At 61.5% G+C, this 16,572-nt stretch carries 13 protein-coding genes; 5 read left to right on the top strand and 8 right to left on the bottom strand.

Going from position 1 to position 16,572, the window contains the following annotated elements; all coding sequences use genetic code 11:
* Window positions 1-1,377: 1,377 nt before the first annotated feature.
* Complete coding sequence (locus ATH90_RS10835) at window positions 1,378-1,659, bottom strand: hypothetical protein (protein ID WP_034103773.1); 282 nt, start codon at window positions 1,657-1,659, stop codon at window positions 1,378-1,380.
* A 412-nt stretch (window positions 1,660-2,071) separates the two neighbouring features.
* Between ATH90_RS10835 and ATH90_RS29355 the strand changes: the two genes are divergently transcribed.
* Both ATH90_RS29355 and ATH90_RS10840 read left to right on the top strand, forming a co-directional pair.
* A complete protein-coding gene (locus ATH90_RS29355) occupies window positions 2,072-2,221 on the top strand; it encodes a hypothetical protein (protein WP_164403648.1) in 150 nt (49 codons plus the stop codon).
* A gap of 69 nt (window positions 2,222-2,290) precedes the next feature.
* Window positions 2,291-2,524 carry a hypothetical protein gene (locus ATH90_RS10840; RefSeq protein ID WP_034104243.1) on the top strand — a complete coding sequence of 78 codons (234 nt, stop codon included), beginning with the start codon at window positions 2,291-2,293 and terminating at the stop codon, window positions 2,522-2,524.
* A 57-nt stretch (window positions 2,525-2,581) separates the two neighbouring features.
* Here the strand turns inward: ATH90_RS10840 and ATH90_RS10845 are convergent, their stop codons facing one another.
* Complete coding sequence (locus ATH90_RS10845) at window positions 2,582-4,687, bottom strand: ATP-binding protein (protein WP_244906013.1); 2,106 nt, start codon at window positions 4,685-4,687, stop codon at window positions 2,582-2,584.
* Between the two features lie 278 nt (window positions 4,688-4,965).
* A complete protein-coding gene (locus tag ATH90_RS10850) occupies window positions 4,966-5,235 on the bottom strand; it encodes a hypothetical protein (protein ID WP_098466230.1) in 270 nt (89 codons plus the stop codon).
* A gap of 294 nt (window positions 5,236-5,529) precedes the next feature.
* Between ATH90_RS10850 and ATH90_RS10855 the strand changes: the two genes are divergently transcribed.
* Window positions 5,530-6,237, top strand: coding sequence for a TetR/AcrR family transcriptional regulator (locus tag ATH90_RS10855; protein ID WP_069023009.1), 708 nt, complete (start codon window positions 5,530-5,532; stop codon window positions 6,235-6,237).
* 233 nt (window positions 6,238-6,470) lie between these two features.
* Here the strand turns inward: ATH90_RS10855 and ATH90_RS10860 are convergent, their stop codons facing one another.
* The gene (locus tag ATH90_RS10860) at window positions 6,471-8,507 is read right to left on the bottom strand and encodes an NADH:flavin oxidoreductase (protein WP_034103779.1); all 2,037 of its coding nucleotides are present in this window, start codon (window positions 8,505-8,507) and stop codon (window positions 6,471-6,473) included.
* A gap of 156 nt (window positions 8,508-8,663) precedes the next feature.
* Here ATH90_RS10860 and ATH90_RS10865 point away from each other — a divergent pair, with 156 nt between their 5' ends.
* A complete protein-coding gene (locus ATH90_RS10865) occupies window positions 8,664-9,557 on the top strand; it encodes a glycine betaine ABC transporter substrate-binding protein (protein ID WP_069023013.1) in 894 nt (297 codons plus the stop codon).
* An 84-nt stretch (window positions 9,558-9,641) separates the two neighbouring features.
* On the opposite strand, the gene ATH90_RS10870 is transcribed toward ATH90_RS10865, so the two are convergent.
* The 4 genes from ATH90_RS10870 to ATH90_RS10885 form a co-directional block, all read right to left on the bottom strand.
* On the bottom strand, window positions 9,642-10,985 hold the full coding sequence (locus tag ATH90_RS10870) for a c-type cytochrome (RefSeq protein ID WP_098466231.1): 1,344 nt from the start codon (window positions 10,983-10,985) through the stop codon (window positions 9,642-9,644).
* Between the two features lie 16 nt (window positions 10,986-11,001).
* Window positions 11,002-13,221, bottom strand: a complete 2,220-nt coding sequence (locus tag ATH90_RS10875; RefSeq protein ID WP_098466232.1) for a xanthine dehydrogenase family protein molybdopterin-binding subunit — start codon at window positions 13,219-13,221, stop codon at window positions 11,002-11,004.
* Window positions 13,221-13,676: a (2Fe-2S)-binding protein gene (locus ATH90_RS10880; RefSeq protein ID WP_034103787.1), complete on the bottom strand. Its 456-nt coding sequence runs from the start codon at window positions 13,674-13,676 to the stop codon at window positions 13,221-13,223. Before ATH90_RS10880 ends, ATH90_RS10875 begins: the two co-directional genes overlap by 1 nt.
* A gap of 151 nt (window positions 13,677-13,827) precedes the next feature.
* On the bottom strand, window positions 13,828-15,528 hold the full coding sequence (locus ATH90_RS10885; RefSeq protein ID WP_098466233.1) for an AMP-binding protein: 1,701 nt from the start codon (window positions 15,526-15,528) through the stop codon (window positions 13,828-13,830).
* A gap of 261 nt (window positions 15,529-15,789) precedes the next feature.
* On the opposite strand from ATH90_RS10885, the gene ATH90_RS10890 reads away from it, so the two are divergent.
* On the top strand, window positions 15,790-16,566 hold the full coding sequence (locus ATH90_RS10890; RefSeq protein WP_098466234.1) for an ABC transporter substrate-binding protein: 777 nt from the start codon (window positions 15,790-15,792) through the stop codon (window positions 16,564-16,566).
* Window positions 16,567-16,572 lie beyond the last annotated feature (6 nt).

Raw genomic sequence — 16,572 nt, forward strand, 5'->3', positions numbered from 1 at the left:
CGTAAGTGGGGTTGAGAGAGTGCAGCAAGTGTCTGGTATCGTAGGTTGAATAAATATGGGCATGTCGAGGTTTAGTTTATTACGTTCTATTCATGTTTTTCTCGTGGGGCGGCGCGGTCGGCAGTTGTAGTGTTGGAAAGTAAGGCTATCAAAGTAGTGCCTGTCCTGGAATTAATCGCCAAGAGTAAAGACGTTTAATGGTTTAAGGTGGCTCGCGTATATGTTTATTTTAAGCGGGTGTCGTGTTGCGGCTGTGGCCATCGGTGCGGAATCTTCGTCATGCTTGGCTCACGTACCTTGAGGTTTTCCCAGGCGAGCTTGTTGAAACTCAGCGTTGTGATATCCGCAGCGACGCCTTGCACGACTGCGCCAGCGAGCTGCGGGCACCCTGCTGCGATAACAGGTCCAGCGCGTGGCTGAACCTGCGCCAGCTTTGTCTCGGCGTTAATTCCTGCTGGTGATGGCGTTCGACGTACTCGCGAATACCGCGAACAGCAGGCAACGTACGGCACTTCGATCCTCGATTGACAATGAGCGGTAGTGGCGCACCAGGCGCTCCTCCTCTCGATTGAGCTGGCGGGGGCGCAGGCAGGTAGTGGAGGCGGTACGCAGTGAGGGTGTAAATGGGGTGGTTGGCATGAGCCTCGTCCTTTATGAGGTGGATAAAACGACGGGCTTCTTGCCCAGACACCTAAGGACATAGCGTTTATCGTACGAATTGGCTTGTCATTTTTCATGACCGTTGGGTTTTTCGGAAAAGTCCGTCAGTAATACTGTGCAGGGGTGTGGGATGGGTCTTGCCGAGTGGGTCAAATCAGACGACCTGCGAAGGAGGTCTTCGCCACGCTGGCGTCAATCGTCCGCGTGGCGGTGAGTAAACATGCGCCTGTCAAAATCGGTACATCTCCTTGAAGGCGCAGGTCAAATAGCGCATGGCCACGCGATCAGCTTCTGACAGTGCGCGAAAGTGCTCGACCAAGCGTGCTTCCTCATCCGAGAGGACGCGCAGCCTGCGCCTCGACCACAACACACAAATCAGCCGTGAAACCCCTTTGCTTGATGGCATGAGCCTCGTCCTCTGTTGCGAAAAAACGACTGATTATGTGGGGCGGGCGCGATCCTGCCTGGGTGTCTGGAGCAAGCTAAACAGGGGCCTTTGAGGTGAGTGTAGAAAGCGGTTTGGGCCTGCGTGAAATATTTTTTTTACAGGTGTTTTTGCTGTCAAAACACGGGTTTTAGGCTGACGAAGACAGCTCCGCTTGACTATGCTTGATGGCCCCAGCGCTTGCCGCGCAGAGGGGAATAAAAAGAGCCCCGAAGAAGGGGCTCCAAGAGGTCGCGGTCAGGTGTCGAGCAGCGGCAAGCCGGCTTGAAGCGTCAGTCATCTACGGTAAACGTTACCCAGCCAGGACCCTCGGTCGATTTTTCAATTTCGGCGATCACCCCACCCACCGATGAACCGTCCGGCAGGTTGACCGCGACAAAGTTGGGGTGGGCGGGCCACTGAAGTGGCGTGTCGAAATTCAAACGCGCAATCGTCGGCTTGCCGCTGCTGGTCAGTTGGATGTTTACCGAGTCGTTAAGGCATTCATCCGAGCGTGTTCCCAGGTGGCGAGATGCAGTGATGACACTGGCGATACCCTGATAATCGTAGGACATGATGGCTGGCCTTATATGGATGAGGGGCGGACGTATCCGCATTGATTCTCTGGCAAACGCGTTGCGTTCATTCCGGCAGTTGGCGGTCTTTTGAATAGAGAGCCCCTGGCGCCGTATCGTTCCATTCAGGTGAGCGGTGCGCCCTGTCACCGCGAGTTTGAAGCGATGCAATAATTGGAATGCGCTTGCCCTGCTGTCAGGCGTGCACAGTGAATCACCTCCTCATCAAGCACAGGCAAAATCCCAATGCGATCCGCGTGTCAGCCTCCTCATACCGCTGGTCAGCCTTGAAGCGGATTTCTTGAACGTCCGGTGGGTTCCCTTGGCCAGATAAACCATGCGCTGACGAAAATTCCTTTTCGTCTTGTCTCTGGATCGCGCAATGAACACTATCGTCAGCAGGTGAACGATCATGAAAACGTTATGGATGTGCCTGGGGTTGTGCAGTGTATTCATGCTGCATGGATGCTTTGACAGCGCCGATAACACCACCAAAGACAACACCAGTGGAACCCAGTCGTCTGTGCAGATGCAAGAAGGCAAGGCGGACGACAGCAAGTGATGCGCGGTGGCCCAGGCAGTCTCGAATCGCCTGGGCCAAACCGTTTACAACAACAAAAGGGTGATCGAGATGAATTGCCTGATCTGTGTGGCAGCTGCTGATCGCGTGATGTGCGACGGCCCGTGGGAAGAACGAGACTGTCCGGACTGCGGGCGTTATCGCATTTCGGACGAGCTGATTCTTGCATTGATGGACCAGGGGCAGATTTTCGACATCGCCGGTACCCGAGCCTGGCTGGACACTGCGCGCAAGGAGACAGGGGTACCAGTGATTGAGATCCACGAGGCGTTGCTGGTGAGATAAGCGTTGAGCAGGGGTACCCAAATGTCTTTTCATCCTGCAGCTAAACAGGGCGGATAGTCACGACTCGATCAACTCCCTTACCCGCGTCGTCAACGTGTCTATCGCAAACGGTTTGGTCAACACCTGCATGCCCGGACCGAGGCTGTTGTCGCCGATGATGGTGCTTTCGGCATAGCCGGTGATGAAGAGGGTTTTCAGCGTAGGCCGCATTTCCCGGCCCGCGTCGGCCATCTGGCGACCGTTCATCCCGCCGGGCAGGCCCACATCGGTGATCAACAGATCGATATGCACATCAGAGCGCAGGATCTTGAGGCCGGTAATACTGTCACTCGCTTCGATCAGGCTGTAGTCGAGGCCGCCCAGCACATCCATCAACAGTGTGCGCACGCTGGGTTCATCGTCCACGATCAGGATGGTCTCGCCGCGCTCGGCCGGGATCGCGCAGGCACTGCCCAGTTCGGGCGCGGCCTCAATGGCGCGCCCTTGGTAGCGCGGCAGGTAGAGGCTGATGGCAGTGCCGCGCCCGACGTGCGACGCAATCCGTGCCTGCCCGCCGGATTGCTTGGCGAACCCATAGATCATCGACAGCCCCAGCCCGGTACCCTGGCCGATGGGCTTGGTGGTAAAGAAAGGATCGAACGCCTTGGCCATGACCTCGGGCGTCATGCCGGTGCCGGTGTCGCTGACGGTCAGCGTCAGGTATTCCCCTGGCGTCAAGTCATGGGCGCTGGCAGTTGCGGCATCGACCCACACAGGGGCCGTCTCGATGGTGATACGCCCACCGTGGGGCATGGCATCCCGAGCGTTGATGCACAGGTTCAACAAGGCGTTTTCCAGTTGGCTGGCGTCGACCAGTGTCAGCCATACACCGCTGACACCGAGGGTTTCGACCGTGATGCTGGGCCCCACCGTGCGTTGGATAAGCTCGCCCATGCCGTCCACCAGCACGTTCACATCGGTTGGTCGTGGGTCCAGGGTCTGGCGGCGCGAGAACGCCAGCAAACGGTGGGTCAACGCCGCCGCACGCTTGGCGGCGCCTTGCGCGGTGGTGATGTACTTGTCGACTTCCTGCCAGCGCCCTTGCGCAATGCGCAGCGCGGTCAGTTCCAACGCGCCGGAGATGCCTGCCAGCAGGTTGTTGAAGTCGTGGGCGAGACCGCCGGTCAATTGGCCGACCGCTTCCATTTTCTGCGACTGACGCAGTTTTTCTTCGGCCTGGATCAGCTCGACGGTGCGCTCGGCCACGCGTTGTTCGAGGGTTTCATTCAGGGCGCGCAGTGCGGCAGTCGCACGGTCGCGCTCGGCCTCGACAGAGCGGCGACTCTCCACGTCGATGACCACGCCGGGCAGCGTCAATGGGGTGCCATCTTCGGCGAGGTCAACCCGCCCATTGGCCTCGATCCAATAATATTGACCGTCATTGCGACGCACGCGGTACTGGTGCGCATAGGCGCCACCACGGGCAATCGCCGCATGGATCGCAGTGGTCAGCCCGGCCTGGTCTTCGGGGTGCACCGACTTCATCACTTGCGCCAGGCTCAGGCCCTCATGGCCCCACGCCGGGTCTACGCCAAAGGCGCGGGCGAAGGCTTCGTCGATGCTGAAGCGGTCGCTGGGAATGTCCCAGTGCCAGGTGCCAATGATCGCGCCGGCAGCCAGCGCCAGTTGCACGCGCTCCACGTTTTGCCGTGCCACGGCCTCGCTGATGCGCAGGCGCTCCTCGGCGTTACGGCGTTCGGTGACATCGCTGAAGATGATCGCGATCTGCCGGTCACTGGGATCGCCGACGCGCACGGCGCGTACATCGAACCAACGCTTGAAGGCTTCGGCGTAGTTTTCGAAGGTCGCCGGTTCACCGGTCTTCGCTACGTGCCCGTAGGTGTCGAACCAGAATTGCTCCAGGTCTGGGGCGAACTCGGTGACCCACTTGCCGCGCAGGTCGACCCCGGCCTGGTGCTCGAAGGCCGGGTTGGCTTCGACGAACAGGTAGTCAATCGGTTGGTCATCGGCGTCGAACTTGACCTTGACGATGGCAAATGCCGATTCGACAGTCTCCAGGATCGTGCGAAAGCGTTCCTCACTCTGGCGCAGTGCGGTGTGCTCAATACGCATGCTGGACAGGTCGAGCATCGCCTGGCGATAGCCCGCCTGCGTTTCTTCCATACAGCGCTGCGCCGCGCCAATGCCCACAGCGCCTGACAACGGGTCAATGCCTGCGCCTTCCAGCAGGGCACGCAAATGCAGGACTTGCGCCTCCAGTTCTGCACGAGTCAGGTTTTTCACTGCAGCTTCCATAGACGAGTTAGAGGAGTGACCAAGCCGCCGTATGACCGACGCCCCTGTCACAGGGTTCAATTGTTGCGGCGCACGACATCCCGACAAGTAAAGTCGGGGTTTGGGTGGCTGGCTACTCTTTCAGATGGACAGCGCGCAGGCGTGCATCATCGGTCATTGAACAGCGCTTGGCTGGACCTCGAACCTAGCGTGCTGCGCCGGATGCGCATCAGGTCCTGATACGCCTCGGTGCGTTTCGTGTCCGCCACCCGTTTTGCCTCGGTGAAACGCAGCCATGCGTCGGCATTCGCCAGGCTGGTGCCAATGATGTCGTAGGCGTCTTTTTCCAATCGATCCGCTTCGTAGAACAGTTCGGCGTTTCTGGCGAGTTCGTCCGGGGCGAAGGGTGTCGATGCTTCACGGGTGTTCGCGGCCATGGCCTTTACCTCAAGGTCGTCGTAGGCGAGCGATGTGAAGGGCGCCGAGGGGCCGGGTTCGTAGCTCGCACAAGGACTGACACGAGCCGTTCTCGTGTCTGGGGGTCCTGCTTTATGGATAGGTAAAAGCGCACAATCGTTCAAGTTAGTGCAGGTTTGAGGTCGTTAAGCCTGCGGGGGTGTTCAAGGGGCGAGCAGGGCGCACAGGGAATGTACGGCGATGTACATTCTCTGTGCGCTGCACACGTTGCGGTGTAGAGTGGCCTGTAATTCCCCGCCAAAGGTAACCCCCGGATGTCGCAAACTGTAAAACCGCGAGGCAAGGCCCAGGATTCGGGCTGGCGAGGCTCAGTCGACGTATGGCTGGACGCCGCTTATGCCGCGTTGAAAGAGTCCGGCATCGACGCTGTGCGTGTCATGCCGCTGGCCAAGCAATTGGGCTTGTCACGTACCAGCTTCTATTGGTTCTATGAAGACCGCGAGCAATTGCTTGCCGCCTTGCTGGCCCGTTGGCGCGACAAGAACACCGGCAACCTGGTGCACCAGTGCGAGCGCTACGCCGAGAGCATTTCCGAAGCCATTCTCAACGTATTCGAATGCTGGCTGAACCCGGAGCTGTTCGACTCGCAATTCGAATTCGCCGTACGCAGTTGGGCCATGCAATCGGCGGACGTCAGCGCGGAAATCGCCTTGGCCGATGACACGCGCATCAATGCCTTGGCCGGCATGTTCCGGCGCTTTGGCTACGATGACGAAGCCGCCGATGTGCGCGCCAGGACCATCTACCTCACCCAGATCGGCTACATCTCGATGAAAACAACCGAGGATGTGATCGTGCGTTTCCGGCGTATTCCCCAGTATGTGAGCGTGTTCACCGGTAAAGCGCTGAAGCGGCGCGAACTGGACCGCTTCTACGGGGCGTTCGGCTACGCCGAAACCACGCCGGGTGTATTTGTACCCTTGGCCGACACCTTTGAAGAGCCGATAACGAGCACTGAGTAAGCAAGGACGCGATCTGCCTCAAATATGGGAGCTGCTTTTTTGGCTGAAGCGGGCCACATCCAGGCTCCCACAGGGATCTGCTTTGCCGGTGGGATGTGAGCCACGACGACGCTCAACGGTGGGCGCTGTCGAGCCCCAGCGAGGCGGCGAAGGCGGCGGCACTGTTGGCCTTTTCGTCGCCTGTCCCATCGCTATCGCCGCCTCGCTAAAGCTCACCAGCTCTCAGTGTTCTTCTACAGGTCCTTGACCAACCGCAACGCATCGTAGATCGCTGCATGGGTGTTGCGTGCGGCCACCGCGTCGCCGATCCGGAACAGTTGGAAGCGACCCTGCGGGTTGGTCACGATGTTTTGCGCGTTACCGGCAATCAGATCGTGCTGCTCGACCGCGCCCCCGTTGCTGGAATGCCCACGCAGATCGAAGTACAGGTCGTCCAGGGGAATCGTGCCGTGGTTGACCACAACCTGGTCGACCACCCGCTGCTTGTGCACCTTGCCGTAGTCACTGCCAAAGTGGGCGAGCAGCCGACCGTCGCGTTTCTCCACCGAGTCGACCCGATACGTCACGGTGAAGGTCACGTCCAGGTCCTGCAGGCTGCGCATGTAAGGCACCAGGTTCATGGCCATGACCTCGGGCGCGAACGCGCGGTCTGGAGTGACGATTTCGAGCGTGGCGCCACTCCGTGCAATCACCTCGGCCGCTTGCAGGGCGGCATGGTCGCCCGCATCGTCGAATATCAGCACGTGGCGCCCCGGTTTGACGTCGCCGGAAATGATGTCCCACGTCGAGACCACCAGCTCATTGCCCTGGGTGAGTACCTCGGTGTGCGGCATGCCGCCGGTGGCGACGATCACCACATCCGGCTCATGGGCCAGCACCGTCTCGGCTTCGGCCCAGGTGTTGAAGTGGAACCGGACGCCGAGGCGTTCACACTGGGCCATACGCCAATCGATGATGCCGATCATCTCGCGACGCCGCTCGCTCAGCGCCGTCAGGCGGATCTGGCCACCGGGCCGGTCCGCTGCTTCCAGCACGGTGACGTCGTGACCGCGCTCACCGGCGACGCGCGCTGCTTCCAGCCCGGCCGGGCCCGTGCCGATAATCAGCACTTTGCGCGTGTGCACGGCCTTGGGAATGTCATGGGGCATGCTGGTCTCGCGGCCAGTCGCTGGGTTGTGGATGCAATAAGCCGCGCCGCCCTGGTAGATGCGATCCAGGCAGTAATTGGCACCGACGCAGGGGCGAATGTCCTCCTCGCGCCGCTCGATGATCTTGCGCACGATATGCGGGTCGGTCATATGGGCGCGGGTCATGCCGACCATGTCCACCTTGCCCGAGGCGATGGCGTAGCGCGCGGTGGCAACGTCCGGGATTTTCGCCGCATGGAAGGTGGGGAAGCCAGTAGATGCACGAATCTCGCCGGCGAAATCCAGGTGCGGTGAATTGCGCATGCCCTGGATCGGAATCACATCGGTAAGGCCTGCATCCGTATCGATATGCCCACGCACCACGTTGAGGAAATCTACCAGCCCGCTGTCCTTGAGCATGTGCGACACCTGCAGGCCCTCGTCGGCGTTGAACCCGCCCGGTAACGCCTCGTCGCCGGTGTAGCGCACGCCCAGCAGGAAGTCTTCACCGACCCGCTGGCGAATGCCGCGCAGGATATCGAAGGTAAACCGCATGCGGTTTTCCAGTGAACCGCCGTATGGGCCGTCGAGGTCATTGGTCAGCGGCGACCAGAACTGGTCCATCAAATGCCCGTAGGCTTGCAGCTCCAGACCATCCAGGCCGGCCGCCTGCATGCGCTCGGCGGCGTCGATATAGTCCTTGATGATTCGCTCGATGTCCCAGTCTTCCATCTTCTTCGGGAAAGAGCGGTGTGAGGCTTCGCGACGGTGCGACGGCGAGACCACCGGCAACCAATCCGCCTTGTCCCAGCGCGTGCGACGGCCCAGGTGTGTCAGCTGGATCATCACGGCCGCGCCATGTTCGTGGCACTCATCCGTCAGGTCCTTCAACCAACCGACCACTTCGTCTTTATACGCCAGCACGTTGTTGAACACGGGCGGGCTGTCACGCGACACCGCAGCAGAACCGGCTGTCATGGTCAGCGCCACCCCGGCCTTGGCGCGTTCGACATGGTAGGCGCGATACAACGCCTGCGGCATGCCGTCCACCGGGTAGGCCGGTTCGTGGGCGGTGGTCATGATCCGATTGCGCAGGGTCAGGTGCTTGATCTTGTAAGGCTGCAGCAGGGGATCGCTGGACATCAGGGGGTGCTCCGTCGTGGGCAACATCAGGCTTGGCGATCTGAAATTAGGATAAATGTACATAGGTGTCAATAATTGACGACATGCATGTACATTTTTATTGCGACAGCCTGAAGTCGTCGCTAAGATCGCCTTCACCCCCTAGGAGGACGCCTGATGAATGCTCATGTGCGCTATCGGAAAAAAGCCTGTGCCTACCTGCTCGGCCTCGCGCTGGGTGCCAGTGCTGCACTGACCCATGCGGAGGAAAAACCACCGGTACGCATCGGTTGGGTGAACTGGTCCGACACGGAAATCACCGTCAAGCTCGCCAGTACCGCCTTGCAGGAACACCTCAAGCAACCGGTCAAACTGGTGATGGCCGACATCGGTATTCAGTTCCAGGCGCTGGCCAACGGCAACATCGACCTGATCCCGATGGTCTGGCTGCCCAGTACCCACAAGGCGTTCTACGACAAGTACAAGGACCGCCTGGAAGACCTCGGCGTGCTGTATGAGGGGCGCATCGGCATGGCCGTGCCCACCTCGGTGCCGGTCGCGGAAGTGGCCAGTGTGGAAGACCTGAACAAGCCCGGCATCCGCGAGAAGTTCGACGGCAAGATCTTTACGTCCGAAGTCGGCAACGGCCAGTACAAGCTCACCGTCAAGGCGATGGAAGATTACGCGTTGACGGGTTACAAGCTGGTGGGGTCCTCGGAGAGCGGCATGCTCAATGAGCTGGACCGTAACCTGAAGCGCAACAAGTGGTCACTGATCAACGCCTGGAGCCCGCACTGGATGTTCTCCAAATGGTCGCTGCGCTACCTGGATGACCCCAAGCAGATCTTCGGCGGCGCCGAGCAGATCCACGCCATGGCCCGCAAAGGCTTCAGCCAGGAGCATCCTGAAGTGGCGTACTTCTTTGCGCATTTCTCTATCCCCCAGGCCGACCTGGAAGCGCTGATGATGCAGGCGCGGGAGAGCACGGCGGACAAGGCGGTGGCCGCGTATTACGCAGCCAACAAGGCGCGGTTTGAAGGGATGTTCAATGCGGGGCTCGTCGCCCGATAAGCACAGGCGTGCACATTCAGGGACACCGTGGAAGGATTGTCGCGGTGAGCGGGGCTAACCCGCTCACCACAGGTTCGTTTCGCTTCAGCGCATGTGCAAGATAATCGGGCTGCTGCTCGCCGGGTCGGTATGCCCGCGCAATTTGCCTACCGCCTTCGCGTCCACCGCACCGCCGTTATTGCCCCAGGTGCCGCGCACGTAACTCAGCACTTCAGCGATCTCCTGGTCGGACAATTGCTCACGAAACGCTGGCATGCGGTAGGCGTCGGGTACGCCTGCCGCCACCACGCGCTGCGAGCCGTTGAGGGTAATGTTGATCGCCGAGGCGCTTTCCTTGGCCAAGGCCGACGTAGCGCCGGCCAAGGGCGGCATCCATTCGGGCTGGCCTTTGCCGTCGAGGCCGTGGCAGGAGGCGCAGCGGGTCGCATACGTGTGGGCGCCGGGGGCATCCTGGCTCGCGGTCACCGCCTGGTACTGCCAGGGTGTGCCGTCACGCTGCGGGTCGCCGGGCAGTGACTTGAGGTAGCGGGCGATCGCTGCCAGGTCGTCGTCCTGCATGAACTGCGTGGAGTTGTTGAACGCTTCGGTCATCGAACCGTAGACCACCGCATGGGCATTGCGCCCGGTCTTGAGGAACTGCACGATCTGCGCCTCGTCCCAGCGTCCCAACCCGGTGTTGGGGTCCTGGCGCAGGCTGGGTGCGTACCAGCCGTCGAGCAGGGCGCCGGCAAGGAACGGCGCACCGGATTCGTCCAGGGCTTTCTCGTTGAAGGCCAGCCCGCGCGGCGTGTGGCAACTGCCGCAGTGGCCGGGGCCTTGGACGATGTAGGCACCGCGGTTCCACAGCGCGTCCTGGTTCGGTTTGGCCGCATAGTTGGCGGTCGGGGCGAACACGCCGTTCCACAGCGCGATAGGCCAGCGCAGGTTGAGCGGCCATGGAATATCACTGGGGATATTCGGCTGGTTGGCCGGTTGCACGCCCTGCATGAAGAACGCGTACAGCGCTTTGATGTCGTCGTCGCTGAGTTTGACATAAGACGGGTAGGGCATGGCCGGGTACAGGCGGCGTCCACCGGGTGCCACGCCGTGGCGCACCGCGCGGTCGAAGTCGGCCAAGGTGTAGGCGCCGATGCCGTGTTGCTTGTCCGGCGTGATGTTGGTGGCGTGGATCGCGCCCAGCGGCGTGGCCATTTCCAGGCCCCCGGCGAACGGCGCCTTGCCCGGCAGACTGTGGCAGGCCACGCAGTCGCTGAGGCGGGCGACGTATTCGCCACGACTGACCACGGCGGGCTCGAAGGGAGTGGCGGCCTGCGCCTGTTCGAAGGGCGTAGCAGGCTCACGGGTGACGTACCAGGCCAGCAGGCCTGCCGCAACCAGGCAGGGCAGCGCCAGCCAGCCTGCGGTTCTTGCGAATCGACGGTTGTTCATGGGCGTTTCCTGAGAGTCAGCTGAAGGTATGTCGGCTCATTGGCAGGCTGCGAATACGCTGGCCCGTCAACTGCGCCACCGCATTGGCCACGGCCGGTGCCACGGCGGGCAACGGAGGCTCGCCGATACCGCCCATCTTTTCGCCGCTCTCGACCACCCGGACATGCACTCGCGCCATCTGCGCCGGTGCCAGGATCGGATAGAGGTCGTAGTTGCGCGCCCGCGGCTTGCCATCCACGTACACCGCTTCTTCCAGCAACGTCTGGGATAAACCCAACGCCACGGCACCGTTGACTTGCGCCTCGACAATCGCCGGGTTGACGATGCTGCCCGGGTCGATGGCTTGCCAGATATCGTGCACCTTGACCTTCCCACCCTCGATGGACACCTCGGCAATGGCCGCCGTGTGCGAGCCGAACGGCGAGGCCATGGCCACGCCGCGTGCGCGCCGGGTGCCGTCCTCAGCGGTGAAGGGGCCACGCTTCCAGCCCCCGGACAGTTCACCCGCCGCCTGCAGCAAGGTCGTCAGCCGTGGGTTGTCGCGCAGCAGGTGCAGGCGCAACTCGTAGGGGTCGTGACCGCCTTTGTCCGCCAGCTCGTCGAGAAACGACTCATAGAAAAAGTCGTTGAGCGAATTGCCCACCGAGCGCCAGTAGCCGAGCATGGGCGCGCCTTTGACGTAGATCTGCGCGATGCGTTTGTTGGGGATGGCGTAGGACTTGCCCGACAGACCTTCGACGGCCGTGGGGTCGATTTTATCGCCCTGTTTACCGGCCAGGGCCTCGGTCGGACCTTCAGTGGCACTCACCGCTTCGATGGCGATCGGCAAGCCTTTGTCATCCAGCGCCGCGCGGAACTTGACCACGGCCAATGGGCGCAGCACATCGCGCAGGAACTCTTCCTCACGGCTCCAGATCAGCTTGACCGGACGGCCGACGGCCTTGGCCAGCGCAATGGCTTGCGGGTAGGGGTTGGCCGAGTCGTACAGGAAATGCCGGCCGAAAAAACCACCCAGCAAGGGCGAGTGCAGGGTGATGTTTGCAGGGTCGAGGCCGGTACGCTTGGCGATGTCGGCGCGGAACATGTCCGGTGCCTGGTTGGGCAGCCAGATCTCCAAGGTGCCGTCCGGATTGAAGCGCGCCAGCGCCGACGGCGGTTCCAGTTGGGCGTGGTTGAGGTATTGGTTGTGATAGGTCGCCTCGAGTTGGGTCTTGGCGCCTTTGAGTGCAGCGGCCACGTCACCTTCATTCTCGTCGTCGCGGGCCGGGCCTTGCTGGGCGGCTAGGAAGTCACGGTGCTTGTCGCTGGAAAAGTCTGCCGGCATGACGCGTAATGTCGAGTCCGCCGCAGCTTCCTGCCAGTCGACCTGGATCGCTTCGACCGCACGCTTGGCGTGCCACCAGCGTTCAGCCACCACCGCCACGGCACCCGGCAGCACGTGCACCGAATGCACGCCTTTCATGGCTTCGACCTGCGGCTGGTTACGCAGGCTGCCCACGGTCATGCCCAGGCGTGGCGCGTGCTGCACCGCCGCGTGGAGCATGTTGTCGACTTTCAGGTCGATGCTGTAGAGCGCCTTGCCGGTGGATTTATCGTAGGCATCCAGGCGCTTGACCGGCTTGCCGATCCAGCGGAACTGGCTAGGGTCACGCAGGGTGATGCTGGCTGGATCGGGCACCGGCATGTCCAGGGCGCGACTGGCCAGCTCACCGTAGCCCAGCGAACGGCCGGACGCCGCGTGCACCACGCGCCCTGGCTGGGTAGTCAGCTCGCTCACCGGTACGGCCAACTGTTCGGCGCCGGCCTGCAGCAGCATCGCACGGGCGAGAGCGCCCAGGCGGCGCATGGTTGGGTAGCTCATACGCACCGACATGCTGCCGCCGGTGATGCGCATACCGTTTTCCATCACCACATAGGCTTCGCCGGGCGGGGCGGCCTCGACGATGAAGGTCGCGGGGTCGGCATCCAGTTCTTCACCGACAATCTGTGCCATGGCGGTGTGGGTGCCTTGCCCGCCTTCCATGAAGGGGCTGAGCAGGCGCACGCTGCCGTCCGGGCGAATCTCCAGAAACGCCGGCACCTGGGTGCCGCGTTCAGCGGTGGTGGCGGCTTGCACCCGGCCCGAGCCCAGTGGCAGGCCAAAACCAATCACCAGCGCCCCCACGGCGGTGCTCGCCAGAAAGCGGCGACGCGACAGGTTCACCGGGGTATCGAGCAGTTCGTTGATGAGGTTCATCAGACGCTCCCCTGCTTGGCCAGGTCGTCGACAGCCGCGTGGATGGCGTTATACGTGCCGCAGCGGCACAGGTTGATCATGGCCGCGTCGATCTGCGCCTTGCTGGGTGCCGGGGTGTGCTTGAGCAGCGCAGTGGCCGCCATCACCTGCCCGGACTGGCAGTAGCCGCATTGCGCCACTTGGCGCTCGACCCATGCCGCGACCACACGCTTGCCGACTTCATCGGTTTCGATCGCTTCGATGGTGGTAATTTCACGCCCGACCACCCCAGCCACCGGCGTGACGCAGGAGCGCACCACATTGCCATCCACCAGTACCGAGCACGCGCCGCACTGGGCCAGGCCGCAGCCGTATTTGGTGCCGGTCAGGCCCAGGTCATCGCGGATCACCCACAGCAATGGCGTGTCCGCGTCGGCATCGACCTCATAGGCCTGTTGGTTGATTCGTAATTCCATGGCTCACCTGCTGATCGACGTTAGGTGCGGCCTGTTTTAGTCATGAACGCAGTGGCCGCTTATTGTCGAACTCTAGACCAGCGCGCAAGGGCTATCTATCCATTAGTCGATAAGTCGGAGGATCAGGCAAGTATTCAACAGGATTGTGCGACTACGAATCAGCCGTTGGCCTTACGAAGTCTTCCTCGAAGTGCTCATGCTCACCCCGCGTATCACCTTGGCGTCGCAGCACCTCCATCTGGCGCAGCTCCACCCGCCGAATCTTCCCGGAAATGGTCTTGGGCAGTTCGGTGACGAACTCGATACGTCGTACCCGTTTGTAGGGCGCCAGATGCTCACGGGCGAAGGCGAGAATATGCTGGGCCAACTCAGCGCTACCCGGCTCGTCGTGGGCCAGGATCAGGAACGCCTTGGGTACGGCCAGGCGCAACGGGTCGGGGCTCGGCACCACGGCCACTTCCATGACGGCCGGGTGTTCGATCAATGCGCTTTCCAGCTCGAACGGGCTGATGCGGTAGTCGGAAGCCTTGAACACATCGTCGGCGCGACCGACGAAGGTGATGTAGCCGTCAGCGTCGATCTGCGCGGTGTCGCCGGTGCGGTAGTAACCGTCACGCATGACCTCGGCGGTTTTTTCCGGGCTGTCCTCGTAGCACAACATCAGGCCGAGCGGGCGTACGTCCAAAGGCAGGGCGACTTCGCCCTCGGTGCCGGGGCTGCCATCGGGATCAAGCAAGGCGACCTGATAGCCCGGCAACGGGCGGCCCATGGACCCCGGCTTGAGCACCTGGCCGGGGGTGTTGCCCACCAGGGCCGTGGTTTCCGATTGGCCGAAACCGTCACGCAGCGGCAGGCCCCAGGCATGTTGGATCTGTTCGATGATTTCCGGGTTCAGCGGCTCGCCGGCGCCAACCAGTTCGCGCAGGCTCAGGCGTGCCTTGTAGCTGGCCAGGTCTTCCTGGATGAGCATGCGCCACACGGTTGGCGGCGCGCACAGGCTGGTCACGCCGTAGCGTTCCAACGCACTCAGCAAGGCCGGGGCGCTGAACCGCGCGACGTTATGGATAAAGATGCACGCGCCGGCGTTCCACGGCGCGAACAGGCAGCTCCAGGCATGCTTGGCCCAGCCTGGCGACGAGATATTCAGGTGCAGGTCGCCCGGTTGCAGGCCGATCCAATACATCGTCGACAGGTGGCCTACTGGGTAGCTCTGATGGCTGTGCAGCACCATCTTGGGCTTGGAGGTGGTGCCCGAGGTGAAATACAGCAGCATCGGGTCGGTGGCCAGGGTGCGGCCGTCGGCTTCGAAGTGTTCGGGGTATTCAAAGGCCGCGCTGTGTGCGACCCAGCCGGGGGGTGCCGAACCCACGCAGATACGGCTGCAACCCTGCGCCAGCCCGGCGAATTTGTGCACATGCGCTTCGCCGACCACCACGTGACGAACCTGTCCGCGCTCGATGCGGTCGCGCAGGTCGTCGGGGTTCAGCAGGGCCGTGGCGGGAATGACCACGGCGCCGAGCTTGAACGCGGCGAGCATGGTGTCCCACAACGCCACATCGTTCCCGAGCATCAACAACACACGATCACCCCGGCTGACCCCGAGGGCGCGCAGGTGGTTGGCCACCTGGTTGGAGCGCGCGGCCAGTTGCTGGAAGCTGTAGCGCTGCTCGCTGCCGTCTTCCTCGACGATCCATAGCGCATTCGCCGCATTGCCCTCGGCCATGGCATCGAAATAGTCCAGGGCCCAGTTGAACTCGTCCAGTTGTGGCCAGCGGAAATCCCGTACGGCGGTGGCGTAGTCGGTGCGGTGAGCGAGCAGAAAATCCCGAGCGGCCAGGAAGGGCTGGGTCATGGTGGCTGTCCTTAATTATTGTTGTGGGACTTGCCCCCGGCTGAACCCAGAGGCTGGACCGAGTATAGGCACGCATAAATCAGAGCAGAACGCTCAAAAACACCGGTGCGTTGTGCAAAAAACTCATGGGTGTCGGCTTACGAGGCGGCGTGATTGACGGTCGATACGTAAAAGTCCAATATGGAATTATAAGTACAAGATTGTCGATTCATCCTTTTCTTCACGCTTGCCAAACCAACAACAACTTGCGAGTACACGACTATGAAGAAATGCTCCCTCATCACCGCCCTGGCCTTGGGGCTGCTTGCGTCCAGCCATGTGGTGGCGGCCGAGAAAATCCTGCGCATCGGGATCGAGGCGGCTTACCCACCGTTCGCGTCCAAGACCCAGGAAGGCAAGATCGTCGGGTTCGACTACGACATCGGCAATGCGCTGTGCGCGCAGATGAAGGTCAAGTGCGTGTGGGTTGAAGGCGAGTTCGATGGTCTGATTCCGTCCCTCAAGGTCAAGAAAATCGACCTGGCCCTGTCGTCCATGACCATCAACGAAGACCGCAAGAAGTCGGTGGACTTCACCCACAAGTACTATTTCACGTCATCGCGCCTGGTGATGAAGGACGGTGCGGTGGTCGATGACCAGTACGCCAGCCTCAAGGGCAAGACGGTGGGTGTGCAGCGTGCCACCACCACGGATCGCTACGCCACCGAGGTGTTTGAACCCAAGGGAATCAACGTCAAGCGCTACAGCAATAACGAAGAAATCTACATGGACCTGGCGGCCGGGCGGCTGGATGCGATCTTCGCCGATACCATTCCCTTGAATGACTTCCTGCAGATGCCACGGGGCAAGGGCTACGCGTTTGTCGGCCCGGAACTCAAGGACCCCAAATACGTGGGCGAGGGCGCCGGGATTGCAGTGCGCAAGGGCAATACCGGGTTGGTCAGCGAGTTGAATACGGCCATTGACGGCATTCGCGCCAGTGGTGAGTACCAGAAGATTTCGCAGCAGTACTTCAAGTCTGACATCTACGGCGATTGAGAGGTA

The organism is Pseudomonas lurida (genome assembly GCF_002563895.1).
Taxonomy (GTDB): domain Bacteria; phylum Pseudomonadota; class Gammaproteobacteria; order Pseudomonadales; family Pseudomonadaceae; genus Aquipseudomonas; species Aquipseudomonas lurida.